13 protein-coding genes are annotated in these 13,977 nt (G+C 59.9%); 7 read left to right on the top strand and 6 right to left on the bottom strand.

The genetic code is table 11. The features are described from left to right. Positions 1-12: 12 nt before the first annotated feature. The 3 genes from repC (at position 13) to OIU37_RS32735 (ending at position 4,300) form a co-directional block, all read left to right on the top strand. Positions 13-1,305 carry a plasmid replication protein RepC gene (gene repC / locus OIU37_RS32745; protein ID WP_168307631.1) on the top strand — a complete coding sequence of 431 codons (1,293 nt, stop codon included), beginning with the start codon at positions 13-15 and terminating at the stop codon, positions 1,303-1,305. Positions 1,306-1,594: 289 nt separating this feature from the next. Further along, a complete protein-coding gene (locus tag OIU37_RS32740; protein WP_168307632.1) occupies positions 1,595-2,161 on the top strand; it encodes a sugar transferase in 567 nt (188 codons plus the stop codon). A gap of 123 nt (positions 2,162-2,284) precedes the next feature. Further along, the gene (locus OIU37_RS32735; protein ID WP_171605149.1) at positions 2,285-4,300 is read left to right on the top strand and encodes a nucleoside-diphosphate sugar epimerase/dehydratase; all 2,016 of its coding nucleotides are present in this window, start codon (positions 2,285-2,287) and stop codon (positions 4,298-4,300) included. Between the two features lie 27 nt (positions 4,301-4,327). On the opposite strand, the gene OIU37_RS32730 is transcribed toward OIU37_RS32735, so the two are convergent. The 3 genes from OIU37_RS32730 to OIU37_RS32720 all read right to left on the bottom strand — a co-directional run bounded on the left by OIU37_RS32730 (position 4,328) and on the right by OIU37_RS32720 (position 6,651). Then, on the bottom strand, positions 4,328-5,602 hold the full coding sequence (locus OIU37_RS32730; protein WP_171605148.1) for an O-antigen ligase: 1,275 nt from the start codon (positions 5,600-5,602) through the stop codon (positions 4,328-4,330). 338 nt (positions 5,603-5,940) lie between these two features. Further along, positions 5,941-6,192, bottom strand: a complete 252-nt coding sequence (locus OIU37_RS32725) for a hypothetical protein (RefSeq protein WP_171605147.1) — start codon at positions 6,190-6,192, stop codon at positions 5,941-5,943. Positions 6,193-6,246: 54 nt separating this feature from the next. Next, positions 6,247-6,651, bottom strand: a complete 405-nt coding sequence (locus tag OIU37_RS32720; protein WP_180695593.1) for a DUF2934 domain-containing protein — start codon at positions 6,649-6,651, stop codon at positions 6,247-6,249. Positions 6,652-6,888: 237 nt separating this feature from the next. Between OIU37_RS32720 and OIU37_RS32715 the strand changes: the two genes are divergently transcribed. Next, on the top strand, positions 6,889-7,608 hold the full coding sequence (locus OIU37_RS32715; protein ID WP_180695594.1) for a GntR family transcriptional regulator: 720 nt from the start codon (positions 6,889-6,891) through the stop codon (positions 7,606-7,608). A gap of 42 nt (positions 7,609-7,650) precedes the next feature. Beyond that, positions 7,651-8,838: a mannonate dehydratase gene (uxuA, locus tag OIU37_RS32710; protein ID WP_180695595.1), complete on the top strand. Its 1,188-nt coding sequence runs from the start codon at positions 7,651-7,653 to the stop codon at positions 8,836-8,838. Between the two features lie 80 nt (positions 8,839-8,918). Here the strand turns inward: uxuA and OIU37_RS32705 are convergent, their stop codons facing one another. Next, positions 8,919-9,566: a TetR/AcrR family transcriptional regulator gene (locus OIU37_RS32705; protein ID WP_171605143.1), complete on the bottom strand. Its 648-nt coding sequence runs from the start codon at positions 9,564-9,566 to the stop codon at positions 8,919-8,921. Positions 9,567-9,701: 135 nt separating this feature from the next. Between OIU37_RS32705 and OIU37_RS32700 the strand changes: the two genes are divergently transcribed. Both OIU37_RS32700 and OIU37_RS32695 read left to right on the top strand, forming a co-directional pair. Next, positions 9,702-10,886, top strand: coding sequence for an HlyD family secretion protein (locus OIU37_RS32700; protein ID WP_171605142.1), 1,185 nt, complete (start codon positions 9,702-9,704; stop codon positions 10,884-10,886). 26 nt (positions 10,887-10,912) lie between these two features. Then, a complete protein-coding gene (locus OIU37_RS32695; protein WP_180695596.1) occupies positions 10,913-12,502 on the top strand; it encodes a DHA2 family efflux MFS transporter permease subunit in 1,590 nt (529 codons plus the stop codon). A 150-nt stretch (positions 12,503-12,652) separates the two neighbouring features. Here OIU37_RS32695 and OIU37_RS32690 read toward each other — a convergent pair whose 3' ends face one another. Further along, entirely contained in the window at positions 12,653-13,522 is an 870-nt protein-coding gene (locus OIU37_RS32690) for an aldose 1-epimerase family protein (protein WP_180695597.1), read from the bottom strand. 104 nt (positions 13,523-13,626) lie between these two features. Further along, a complete protein-coding gene (locus tag OIU37_RS32685; protein WP_129416943.1) occupies positions 13,627-13,956 on the bottom strand; it encodes a DUF6665 family protein in 330 nt (109 codons plus the stop codon). Between the last annotated feature and the right edge of the window lie 21 nt (positions 13,957-13,977).

Here is a 13,977-nt window from a genome sequence, read left to right as displayed (position 1 = left end):
AAGGCGAAGAAAATGGAAAGCGGAAATGTGACGACGCCCTTCGGGCGGCGGCCGATGACGCTTGGCATGTTAGCAAGCCAGGCGGCTGCTCGAGAAATCGAGCCCGGCCAATCTATCGACAAGTGGAAACTCTATCGTGCCCTGTGCGAGGCCAAGCCGCTGCTCGGCATCACCGATCGGGCGCTCGCTATCCTGAACGCCTTGCTGAGCTTTTATCCTAAGGGGGAGATCTCTGAGGAAAACGGGCTCGTTGTGTTCCCTTCCAATGCACAGCTCTCGCTACGCGCGCATGGAATGGCGGAGCAGACGATCCGTCGCCATCTGGCGACCCTGATCGAAGCCGGGCTGCTGATCCGCAAGGACAGCCCGAACGGCAAGCGCTACGCCCGCAAGGAGCAGGGTGGGGAGATCCGCGAGGCATTCGGTTTTTCGCTGGCCCCGCTGCTTGTGCGCGCTGAGGAGATCGAGCGGTTGGCGGCGCAGGTGGTTGCGGAACGGTTGCATCTGCAGCGGCTCAGAGAACGCCTGACGCTTTGCCGGCGCGATATCGCCAAGCTCATCGAGATGGCATTGGAGGAGGGCGCCACTGGCGATTGGAGCCGGGTTCACTTGCATTTTCGCAGTGTCGTCGAGCGGCTGCCACGGTCGCCTTCCGCCGAACAGGTCGCCGACGCACTCGACGAATTGGATCTGCTGCGCGAAGAAATCACCAATCAGTTGGAAATGCAGGTTAAAGTTCAAAATCAAAGCGGCAATGCCCAACATGATGAGCGGCACATACAGAATTCAAATCCACAATCCATCACTGAACTTGAACCAGCTTCTGAAATGAAGCAGGCCGCAACGGCGGATGATCGATCGGCAGATCGAGCCGAACCGACAGTCCGAATACAGAAAGATGAAGAGAAGAATGGGCGTGTGCCGGCCGCAAGTTCTGCCTCCGCTGCCAAAGGTGCGCTCAAATCCTTCCCGCTCGGGTTGGTGCTGCAGGCCTGCCCGGAAATCGCAGCCTATGGTCCGCAGGGCTCGGTCGGCACATGGCGCGAGCTGATGGCCGCGGCTGTGGTCGTTCGTTCGATGCTCGGCGTCAGCCCATCGGCCTACGAGCAGGCCTGCGAGATCATGGGACCTGAAAATGCGGCCACTGTCATGGCCTGTGTCCTCGAAAGGGCAGGGCACATCAACTCCGCCGGCGGTTATCTGCGCGATCTGACACGACGCGCCGAGAAAGGGGAATTCGCCATCGGACCGATGTTGATGGCCCTTGCCCGCAGCAATTCGCCGATAAGGGGGAAGACAGGATGAAATTCACATCGTGGTCTGCCTGACGCGCGTTTGTATGGTTAACGGAGTGTAACGGAAATGAACGCCGAGATAACTTCTGACTGGTGTCTTCTTGCTTTTGGATCAGTGGGTTAGGGAACCTGACAAAAGCCTGAGAGGCGATGCGGCATCTGCAAGTGGGTGGGCGTCCACGCCGGTCGATGGAGAACACCACGTCCTCGTAGTTGACGCGAAACGCTTTTTGACGATACGGCAACGCGATAGCGCGAATGGCGGATGGTCGGTCGGTAAGGCGGAAGAACTGCGGAGCATGGGTTTGAAACGGGCGGTGGATTTTTTCTTGGCTTTGACTGCGTCAGCGATCCTGCTCGTTCCAATCCTTGTCGTTGCTCTTTGTGTTCGCCTTACCTCGCCGGGACCGATCCTCTATTGGTCAAAACGTGTCGGCCGCTTCAATCAGATCTTCCTGATGCCGAAATTTCGTAGCATGCGGGTCGACACACCGACCGTTGCCACACATCTGCTCGAAAATCCGGATCGATTTCTGACACCCATCGGTTCGTTTCTGCGCAAATCGAGCCTCGACGAACTGCCGCAGCTCTGGTGCATTCTCGAGGGGAAAATGAGTTTCGTCGGCCCACGGCCGGCACTCTACAATCAATATGATCTGATAGAATTGCGGACGGCCCATGGTGTCGACAAGCTCCTGCCTGGACTGACGGGATGGGCGCAAATTAATGGCCGGGACGAATTGCCGATTCCGGAGAAGGTGAAATTCGATGTCGAATACCTCGAGCGGCGCTCGTTCGGCTTCGACATACGCATCCTGTTTCTGACCGCAGAGAAGGTCATCCGCCGTAAGGGCATACGGCATTAAGTTACCTACTTCTGATAGATAAGTCGGTGCGGAAGACCTTGATTTTCGATTATTTCAGTTGCGCTCGTTGCAGAAAGCGACAAGAAGGTGGTTGTCTATTGATCTGCGAGACGCTGGTTAGCAATGCCTGAAAATACTCCCACTGAGACGCCGCGCTCAGGATGGTTCTTAATGCCGATGCAAGCGCTCGTCGCCCCTCTGCTGGCGATGCCGCGGGTTGCCAAACGCGCTCTGGCCTTGCTGCTGGATTCCAGCTTTTGTGTTCTGACGATCTGGCTGGCCTATTGTTTCCGCCTAAACGAATGGACGGTGCTGACCGGCGTCCAGTGGTTGCCGGTCTTCGTTTCGCTGTGCATGGCCCTTCCCATCTTCATCGTCATGGGCATGTATCGGGCGATCTTCCGTTATGCCAATATGGCTGCTTTCATTACTGTTCTGAAGGCGATTGCAATCTACGGCGTCGCCTTCATGACGATATTTACAGCACTCAGCGTCCCCGGTGTTCCGAGAACCGTCGGCATCCTCCAGCCCTTCCTTCTGTTGATTGCGATCGGGCTGTCGAGGTTGAGTATCCGCTACTGGCTCGGGGATGCCTACCAGCGCATCCTTCACAAGAATATGCTCGCCAAGGTGCTGATCTACGGGGCAGGGACGGCCGGGCGGCAACTGGCCGGCGCCTTGATCAACAGTGCCGAACTCAATGTCGTCGGCTATCTGGATGATGATCCGCGTCTCAAGGGCGGCGTCATGGGCGGTTTGCCGATCTACGACCCCTCGGATCTTCCGGTGCTTGCCGAATCTCTCGGCGTGCACAACGTGCTTCTTGCTCTTCCCTCCGCATCGCGGCAGCGTCGCAATGAAATCCTGGAGCACATCCGTAAAGCCAGGGTCAATGTTCGCACGTTGCCGGATCTCACTGCCCTGGCTCAGGGACGCGTCGCCGTCTCCGACATCCGAGAGCTGGAGATCGAAGATCTGCTGGGAAGAGAAGCGGTCGCGCCGCGCCAGGAGCTACTCGACAAGTCGATGCGCAACAAGGTGGTGATGGTCACCGGTGCCGGCGGCTCGATCGGCGGCGAGTTATGTCGTCAGATTTTGCGCACCGGGCCTTCCAGCCTCATCCTCATCGATCAGAACGAGTTTGCGCTTTATAATATCCATGCCGAATTGCAGAAACTCGCCGAACTGTACAAGCATGAAAATATGCAGATCGTCCCGATCCTCTGTTCCGTCCGCGATCAAGATCGCATGGAACATGTCATGCAGAGCTGGCGACCTCAGACGCTCTATCATGCCGCCGCTTACAAGCATGTTCCCCTTGTCGAACACAATGCCGTGGAAGGCATCAAAAATAATGTGATGGGTACGCTGGTCGCGGCACGTGCGGCCAGTAAATGCGGCGTCTCGAATTTCGTGCTGATCAGCACAGACAAAGCCGTGCGTCCGACAAATGTGATGGGCGCCAGCAAGAGGCTGGCGGAGATGGTTCTGCAGGCGCTTGCGGCGGAATCGGCTGTCGACAGAATCCGAACGAATTTCTCCATGGTCCGTTTCGGAAACGTCCTCGGCTCCTCCGGATCCGTCGTGCCGCTTTTCCGGCAGCAGATCAAGGAAGGCGGTCCGGTGACACTGACACATCCTGACATAACCCGCTATTTCATGACCATTTCGGAGGCTTCTCAACTTGTCATACAGGCCGGCGCGATGGCCGAGGGCGGAGATGTCTTCCTGCTCGACATGGGAGAGCCGGTTCGCATCGCCGATCTCGCCCGCAAGATGGTGGAGCTTTCCGGGCTGGCCGTCCGCGACGAAGACAATCCCGAAGGCGATATCGAGCTGTCCGTTACCGGACTTCGGCCCGGCGAGAAGCTCTTTGAAGAGCTGTTGATCGGGGATAATCCAGAAACAACCGAACATCCTCGGATTATGAAGGCGCGCGAGGATTTCCTGTCCTGGCCAGAGTTGTCGCGAAGGCTCAACGCGCTCAACGCGGCATTGGACCGGAACGATATGATCGCTGCACGTGCGACATTGGCGGAGCTTGTTTCCGGCTATTCGTCAACGGGTGAGGTCTCGGACCTGGCTTTCACCGGCGCCGAGCCAATACGGCTACCTCAGACAATTCAAAGCACGCTGTAGGGTTGCAGGCTCAAGGGGTGCCGGACGTCAGCTCCGAACGACGGGCGCAAAGCCCGTGCTGCCGCGATCCGCACAAATAAGGGCGACCATGTAGGCGAAGATCGGATCCAAAGCTTTCTGATTGAACATGATGCCAAAGCTGCCCGTTATGACGTAGCTGCTGACAAGCAAAAGAGCGAGCGCAATAGCTAAATCCCGGCCCGGTCCCGCTTCTTTTCTCAACGCGCCTATCACGGGCGTCAGCAGCATCAGCGAAAGTGCCGCAATGCCGAAAACGCCGGCGTCGATTCCCGCGGTCAGGAAGCCGTTGTGGACATGCGAGTAAGGCAGCTGCGGCCTTATGTTATCGGGCAGCTCTGCCAAAACCGAAGCCATCCGGTTCTGCGGGCCATAACCAGTCAACGGGTCCTTACTGATTGCCGATAGTGCGCCTTTGTACAAGGCGAACCGCGCACTGAGCGACGTGATCTCGCCGTCGGTGCGTTCGAGCGATGTCAGATTTTCCTGAAGCGCCTGAATGCGATGGAGGATCTGGCCGCTGCCCAGGGTGACAAGTCCCGCCAACAGCAAGGAGCTGGTAATGGCGAGGCTGCGCAAACTCAGATGGAAGCTGTGTTTGCGAAAATACCAGAGGAAGATGACGATATGGATGGGAATGACCAGCCAGGCCGAGCGCGTTCCGGAAAGCAGGACGCAGCCTAGACCCGCGGCATATCCCAATATCGCAATTCTTTGCTCGACGCTTCTGGGAGATTGAATGTTGAGAAGCGCAATGCCGCCGAACAGAATACCTATCACGCCCAGGAGTGCAGCGTTCGACGTCCCAGCCTCTGCCCTCTCCATCAGAAACATGATCTGTAGGAGACTGAAAAGAAAGGTGACGATCATGCCGATGCCCGCGCCGAGGATAAAGAGCGGCACGAGACGGCCATCGGGAGATTGGCGCATTCGCGGCAATATCAGCCAGACCGAAAAGAAAGGCAGGAGCCGGAATATCCAGTCCGGTACTTCGGAGTAAGGCGGATTGATGAAGATGCTGGCGATCATCACCAACGGGTAGATCGACATGCCAATGGCAACCAGCCGGTCGGATTTCGACAGGTCCAAGGCGAGGCGGCCCGTCGCCAGACAGTAGATGCCCCACACCATGGACGCGAGGAGGATGAAGGAATTAAAGTTCGGCGAAAGCCCTGGAAGGATTGCAAAGAGGAAGACGGCAACGCGGTTGTTTCGGTCGAGTGCGCTTCCGGCCTCATCCCCCCGATGAAGCACTGCCATCTTGAGTTGTCTGAAATAATTCACTTTGCCGGTCCTGACCGTGTCGATGCTGCCTCGCTAAGGATCGTCATCACAGCTGTCAAGCTGTGATGAGCGTGCAATCTATGGCTTTATTCGACGTGGTATTCCGGCAACAGGCGCCCGGACAGACGTGGTTCTGTTCGATGATAGGTGGCAAATGGGTGCGCCGGTAAGGCCAACTTCAACAGAAAACACGTCTGAGGTGCGGGCTTTGATTTGAAGGTTTGCTCGTTCAACGGCCGACGGGCGTGCCGCCGGAGAGAAGCGGCAACATCGCATCGGGATCCGCACGGGCAGTCGAAGAAGCGATGCATGCGCCTCGTTGAAGTGAGCGGCGGCGGCTATCGCCAATATGGGCGTGTCGAACCTTCCGCCGATGATCGACCGAGGAGATATCCCAGCCCGAATGCGACAATGCCGGTGGTGAGCAGCAATGCGCTTGCGGTGCGCGGGTGCTGTCTAGCACCGAGGGCGACGGCATAAGCCTCACGTTTCATCTCTTTGGCTGCCGACTTCGCGACCTTAGTCAATCCCTCCGGCTGCTCAGTGGGCGTTCCGGTGAATCCGGCGTTCAAGTTCTGTTTGTCGGTCATGTCGGGGACCTTTCTGAATGAAACGAGCTCTGAGATTGGCGCGAGGCGGAAGGTTCAATCCTGCTCGCGCGTGCCGGGGGAGGCTTCGCGTTGATCGGCGTCCTCAAGATCTGTCTTGACGAGGAATGCATCGGTATGTTGGCGCGAGGCCTCTCGCAGTGCTGCGAGGTTTGGAGGATTGTCACCTTCATCCTGCTGTGCATCGAGTTCATGTTCAGCCAGGGTCCAGTGATGCCCGTGCTTGCCCTCCGGTCTCCCTTCCTTCTCCCACAGGGAATATGCCCTTTGTCGGATCTCCTCCTCGCGGGCGGCTGCTGGCAACCCGCCGCTCTGCCTGTCGATTTCGTTTGCGGCTCGCCGAGCCATCTTCCGTGCGCCTGTGTCCGCAGTGGGTAGAGCTTCCGGCCGGCCGCCGTCAGCCGTATTTTCGCTTGTCTTGCGTCGTGCTGGCTTCTTCATCAGGGTCTCCTTGCGGATCTCAACCAACTTGGCCGATCTAAGTTCCAAATAAAGAGCGCCTCGGGCTTCCGATTCCGCGAGGCCTATGCCGTTCATCAGCGCTTACACCGTAATGCCCGTCCCATGCGCTGAATCTCCAGATGCGATCTCATAACATCACTCGGCTGCGGCGTGTCTTGGCAGGGCGATAAAATTGATATACTAGTATGCCAGAAACATTTAACGTCCCGGTATGTCATGCGCCAGGCATCAGAAGCTGAAGTGGTAGCCCCGACGTCGCGGGAGGTCGGGGGCAGGCTGCGCCGTATCACCACGGCCGGCGCCATCTACGATCACCTCTATGCCGACATCGTGTCGCTGCGGATGCCACCCGGCATGCTGCTGCAGGAAAAACGGATCGCCGATGATTTCGGCGTCAGCCGCACGCCGGTGCGCGAGGCGCTGCTCCGGCTTTCTGAAGGCGGACTGGTCGATATCTACCCGCAGTCGGGCACTGTCGTGTCGCGGGTGCCGGTCTCGGCGATCCCTGAGGCGGTCGTCGTGCGCAAGGCGCTCGAAGGCACGACCGTCGAGGCTGCGGCTCTGACCGCGACCGCCGCCGATGTCGCCCGTCTCGATACCATCATTGCAAGGCAGCGGGCGCATGCTGCGACCGGCAATGCCTCGAGCTTCCATGAGGAGGACGAGGCCTTCCATGAGGCGATCACCCAGATATCGGGTTATCCCGGCATCTGGGCAATCCTGAAAACGGTCAAGGTGCAGATCGACCGGGCACGGCGCCTGACGTTGCCGGTCCTTGGGCGCACGGATAATGTCGTGCAGGAACACATGATCATTCGCGATGCGCTCGCCGCTCATGATGCGGCGGCGGCACGCAGCGCGATGACCCATCATCTGAGTGCCGTCATTCCCGATGTCGACGAGTTGCGCGCGCGTTACCCTGATTATTTCTGCTGACGGCAGGCCAACACGAAACGAAAAGCGAGGGAAGGAAGAAGGATGCGACAGGGTTGGAGATGGTTCGGACCGGAAGCGCCGGTGACGCTGGATGATGTCCGCCAGACGGGTGCGACGAATATCGTCTCTTCACTGCATCAGGTGCCGATCGGCAGGGCCTGGACGGAGAAGGAAGTGCGCGAGCGCCAGTCTCTGATCGAGACGACGCCCGGCGACCGCTCGCCGCTCGTCTGGTCGGTCGTCGAGAGCATCCCGATCCCCGACGCCGTCAAGCGCAAAGGCGGCGAGGCGAAGGCCGAAATCGAGGCGTGGATCGCCAGCCTCGAAGCGGTCGCCGCCTGTGACATTCCGATCGTCTGCTATAATTTCATGCCGGTGGTGGACTGGACCCGCACCGAACTCGATTTCGTGACACCGACGGGTGCCACCGCCATGCGCTTCGATCATGAACGCTTCGCAGCCTTCGATCTCTTCATCCTGGAACGGCCGGATGCGGCGCAGCACTATTCCAGCGAAGACCGCGAACGGGCGCGGATCGTCTTCGAGGCGATGACGGACGACGAGGTCGCCGACATCACCCGCATTATCACCTCGGCTCTGCCGGGATCGACCACCGAACCGCTGACCATTCCGGCCTTCCGGGAAAAGCTCGTCGCCTATAGTGGTATCGATGCCGCAAGATTGCGTCGGCACTTGATAGAATTCCTGGAGGCGGTGACGCCGGCTGCCGAAGCGCGCGGTGTCAAGCTGACGCTGCATCCAGACGATCCGCCGCGTTCGCTGTTCGGCCTGCCGCGCATCGCCTCGACGGGGGACGACTATGCCGCTCTGTTCGATGCGGTGCCGTCGGTGGCGAACGGCATGTGTTACTGCACCGGCAGCCTCGGCGTGCGGGCCGAAAACGACCTGCCGGCGATCGCCCGACGCTTTGCCTCGCGCATCCATTTTGCCCATCTGCGCGCCACGACGCGCGAGGGTGACGGCCGGACATTCCATGAAAGCGCGCATCTGGAAGGCGACGTCGATATGGTCGCCGTTCTCAGCGAACTGGTCGCGGAAGACCGCCGCCGCAGTCCCGAAGACACCATCGTGTTCCGATCGGACCATGGCCATCGCATGCTCGACGATCTCGACAAGGTCGTCACGCCAGGCTATCCGGCCATCGGCCGCATGCGCGGCCTCGCCGAACTGCGCGGCATCCTGCATGCGCTGGGCGCTCCGCCGAACTGAGGATGGACGCAAAACTCCCGCGCATTTTTGCTGGAATTGCTCTAACGAAAATCATGGCGCCCTGAAGCCCGAGCGATGCTTCAGAGCGCGCAACCTTTCAAGAATAGATCGGTGCACATCTTCGCCCGAGCCGCTATCGTGTCGATCTTCGGCGGCGGCTCCTGGCGCAGCATCGCAGCACGCTGCGGCTCCATGATCATCATCCCGCGCAGCATGCCGCAGGCCGCATGCGGATCATCAAGCGCAATCAGTCCACGATCGATCTGCTTGTGCAGCCAGTTCTCCATCAGTGTATTGGTTCTGACGACCGCCCTTTCATAGAAGGCGTTGGCGATCTCGGGGAACCGGTCAGACTCGCTGATGACAAGCCGGGTCATGGCGATGGTATCGATCGAGAGCGTCAGCATGCCATAGGCCATCAGCATGCGTTCCAACCCCTGCCTGAGATCGGCCACGGCGAGTGTGCCGGGATCGAGCGCCAACAAAAAACGCTCGGTACGCTCCGTGATCATCTCTGAAAAGAGATCTCCTTTCGTCGGAAACAGGCGGTAGAGCGTCTTTGTGGAAACACCGGCCTCCTGTGCGATCGCAGCGATGCTTGCCGCGGCATAACCATTCTCGTGGAACTGCCTGTTCGCCGCCTCGATGATCACGCTTCTCGTATCCTCGTCGCAGCGGACTTGCGGTCGTCCTCGCGGCCTTTTCTCGATTTCGTGATTTTGGACCATCAGAATTTTCCAAATTTTTATTGACATCCCTTTTCTAATACATATTTTGGAAAACATCAAGTTTCCTAAAGTGCATTTCATTCGAATTCAGAGGCCGCAGCCCAAGTGACGGCGACCGTCATCAGGAGAAAGACAATGACCATCAAGACGCTGCATGCCTTGAACAACAATACTGCGCTCGAAGACACTGCCGAAGCCGCACCGGCAAGCCTGGACGCCGGCCAGCCGCCGCGCGTCGCGGAAGCTGCCGCCACCGTTGCCGAGGAAACGCCCGCCCGCAGGCGCGGCGGTCGCTCCCTGCTTCTCGGCGCTACCGCGCTCGTGCTGATCGCCGCCGGCGCCTATTACGGCCATGATTACTGGACGGTCGGCCGCTTCCATATCTCGACAGACGATGCCTATGTGAAGGCCGACAACAGCACCATCGCCCCCAAGGTTTCCGGCTATCTCGCCGAGGTTCTCGTCATGGATAACGAGACGGTGAAGGCCGGACAGCCGCTCGCCCGCATCGACGACCGCGATTTCAAGGCGGCTCTCGATCAGGCCGAGGCCGATGTCGCCGCCGCGGAAGCCACCGTCAACGCCAAGCAGGCTTCGCTCGATATCCAGCAGTCGACGATTGCTGCGGCCCGCGCGACCGTCGATGTCGACCGCGCCAACGAGACCTTTGCCGAGCAGAACAACAAGCGTTATGCGAACCTTGCCACCAGCGGATATGCCCCGGTTCAGACAGCGCAGCAGGCCGCCTCGCAGATCGCTGCCGCCCAGGCCACCATCATCCGTGACACCGCCTCACTCGACGCCGCCGTCAAGCAGGTCGATCTGCTGAACGCCGAACTGGCCCAGGCAAAGGCCGCCCTTGCACGCAGCCAGGCCGTCCAGCATCAGGCCGAGCTCAACCTTTCCTATGCAACGATCACCGCCCCTGTCGACGGCACCGTCGGCAACCGGACGCTGCGCGTCGGGCAATATGTCCAGGCCGGCACTCAGCTGATGTCGGTCGTACCGACGAGGGCTGCCTATGTCATCGCCAACTACAAGGAAACGCAACTCACCGACGTCCAGGCCGGCCAGCCGGTGGATATCGAGGTCGATATGTTCCCGGGCCGCATCTACCACGGTCATGTCGACAGCCTCGCGCCGGCAAGCGGCCAGGAATTCGCGCTACTGCCGCCTGACAACGCAACCGGAAACTTCACCAAGGTCGTCCAGCGCATTCCCGTGAAGATCGTGCTCGACGGTGACGCCGCCGCAAACGGCGACCTACGTCCCGGCATGTCCGTCCAGCCGAGCATCGATACCAAGAACGACCGCAGCTAGAGCCGGGGGGACGAGGAGTTCGTGTCATGTCCACCATCGCAGCAACAGCCATCGCCGTTCCGCAGCCGAAAACCGGCGCCAGCACCAGAGAATGGATCGCCGTTCTCGCCGGCATGATCGGCGCCTTCATGGCGATCCTCAACATCCAGATCACCAATGCCTCGCTTCTTGACATCGAGGGCGGCATCGGAACAGGCGTCGACAACGGCGCCTGGATCTCCACTTCCTATCTGATTGGCGAGATCGTCGTCATCCCGCTGACCGCCTATTTCAGCAACGTCTTCTCGTTCCGCCGTTATATCCTCGTCAATTCCATCCTCTTTCCGCTGTTTTCGATCGCCTGCGCCTTCGCGCACGATCTCGGCACGATGATCGTGCTGCGTGGCCTGCAGGGGTTTGCCGGCGGGGTGCTGATCCCGATGGCTTTCACCATGGTGCTGACCAAGCTGCCGAAGTCGCAGCAGCCGCTCGGCCTGGCGATTTTCGCGCTCTCGGTGACTTTCGCACCGGCGATCGGCCCGACCATCGGCGGCTACCTCACCGAAAATTACGGCTGGCAGACGATCTTCTTCATCAATGCCGTCCCGAGCGCCATTATGGCGGTCGCCCTTGCCCTGACGCTCGACAAGCAGCCGATGCAGCTCGGCCTGCTGAGGGAAGGCGACTGGGCGGGGATCTTCACCATGGCCATCGGCCTGTCGGCGCTGCAGACGGTGCTCGAGGAAGGCAATAAGGAGGACTGGTTCTCCTCGCCCTTCATCGTCAAGCTCAGTATCCTCGCCTTTGCCTTCCTCGTTGCCTTCATCTGGATCGAGCTGACGGTGAAGAAGCCGCTGGTCAAGCTCAGCCTGCTGAGGCAGCGCAATTTCGGCATCGGCGTTGCCGTCAACGTGTTGGTCGGCGTCGCCCTCTTCGGCACCGTCTACATCCTGCCGCAATATCTCGGCCAGGTGCAGCGCTACAATGCCGAGCAGATCGGCAACGTGCTCGCCTGGACCGGCCTGCCACAGCTGCTTTTGATCCCGCTTGTCCCGATGATGATGAAGCGCTTCGATGCGCGGTATATCGGCTTCCTCGGCATCTCGATCTTTGCGATCAGCTGCTTCATGAACATCACGTTGTCAGCCGATACCGCAGGCGACCAGTTCTGGATTCCGAACATCATCCGCGCCATCGGCCAGGCCCTGGTGCTGACGCCGATCACCGCCATCACCACCGCCGGCATCGCGCCTTCAGATGCGGCCGCTGCCTCGGGCCTGACCAACATGCTGCGCAATCTCGGCGGCGCCGTCGGCACGGCGATGCTCGGCACGGTGCTGACCAAACGCGAGCAGTTCCACTCGAACATCATCGGCCAGTCGGTGACGCTCGGCCGCGACGAAGTCCGCACCCGTCTCGACCAATTGACAGGCTACTTCCTGCAGCATGGTGTCTCCGACCATGCCGTCGCAGCCCAGAAGGCCGTCGTGGCGCTTGGCCAGGTCGTCAAACGCCAGGCCCTGATCCTCGGTTTTGCCGATACCTTCGCCGTCATCGGCGTGGTTCTTGCCGTTGCAGCCGTCGCCCTGCTGCTCACCCAAAAACCGCGGGCCGGTGGTGGCGCCGGCGCTCATTGAAACGCTAGAGCATTTCCGTTTTTCTTCGAATCACGGAAATGCTCTATCCCTGTGTTTTTACGCAATTCCGGACGCAAAACCGCTGCACACTTTTGCTGGAATTGCTCTAACGCTCGCCCGGCTTTCCCGGCGAGCGCTTTCTGTCTGTCCCTATTCCGGAATCTTGACCGTGAAGGCGAAGCGCGCCACCGCGCCCGGCGCCAGTATCGTGGTAGACGGCCTCTTCGAAAGCTCGCTTGAGCCCCCGGCTTCCGCAGCCGTCCCGTGCCAGGGCTCGATGCAGAGGAAGGGCGCGCCCGGTTTGGTCCATAGCGCAAGGTTGGGCAGGTTTTCGAAATGGAACTGCATGGCCGGCCGGCCTTCGGCGCCGTAACTCAAACCTTCGCCCGCACCGCTCGGGAAAATCATCGCATCCTGCTCGAACATGGCGTGATCGAGCACCAGCCGGCCGGCATTAAACGGCGAGGGCAGGACCGCTGGGTTGATGAGACCGCCTTCCAGCCGCACAAGACCCGGCTCGCCTTTATTGTCGAGCGTTACGATATGGTCGCGTCCGGAAGCGCCTGGCAATGGCCAGGCGAAGGCCGAATGAAATCCGAGGCCGAACGGCATCGCCTTCTGGTCGCGATTGGTAACCTCCGCCGTGACAGTCAACGCGCGGCCCTCGACCGCATGCACCACGGCCAACTGAAAATCGAAAGGATACACCGCCCGCGTCGCATCCGAGGCGACCAGTTCGAATCGGCACATCGTTTCCGTGGAGGCCGCAAGCACGAATTCGCTGCGGCGGGCAAAGCCATGCTGGGCCATCGGATAGACCGTGCCGTCGATCGCTATCTTGTCGTCCGGGGCCTTGCCGACGATCGGAAACAGGATCGGCGACCGCCCGGTCCAGAAGGTTGCATCGCCGGTCCATAACCAAGAGCGTCCGTCGCTTGACGTGAGCGCCTGCATCTCGGCGCCGAGGGAGGAGACATCGACGGTGAGATCCTGGTTCCCGATCCGGATGGAGATTGGCATCGCGTTTCCTTTCGCATTGGTTCGGCAGCAAGCCATATCGTTCCGAACCGGGGATTTCCACCCAATAGAGGGCGTGCCGGCGGCCACATCAGCCATCGCCCTCGTTATTTCCGCATTGCGCCCAATCTCGCGATCACTTCGTTCGGGATGCCGTAGCGCTGGATGGCGTCGCGGTTGTTCCGCAAGCCGCAGATCTCACGCTGGATGAAGAACGCCCAGACGGCATCGGACGCTTCGTTGAGAAGCTTCTCGCGGTCTTCGGCGCTTTGGCGGTCGGGAGTCCATGCCGTCAGAGCGGCAAGCGCCGCCTCCACCTTCAGCCCGTGACGTCCGAGAGAATCCGCTCGTTCCGACATCAGCTCGTATTCGAGAACGTTGAAGCCGTTTCTATCCTGCTCGGATTGTCTGAAGGACTGTGGCGGACGAACGCTCATTGGCACAGGTCTCCGTTGGCG

The sequence above is a fragment of the Rhizobium sp. BT-226 genome, assembly GCF_025847085.2.
GTDB classification, from domain to species: Bacteria; Pseudomonadota; Alphaproteobacteria; order Rhizobiales; family Rhizobiaceae; genus Rhizobium; species Rhizobium sophorae.
The sequence above is the reverse complement of the archived record's forward strand: the minus strand, read 5'-3'. Positions and strand labels throughout refer to the sequence as shown.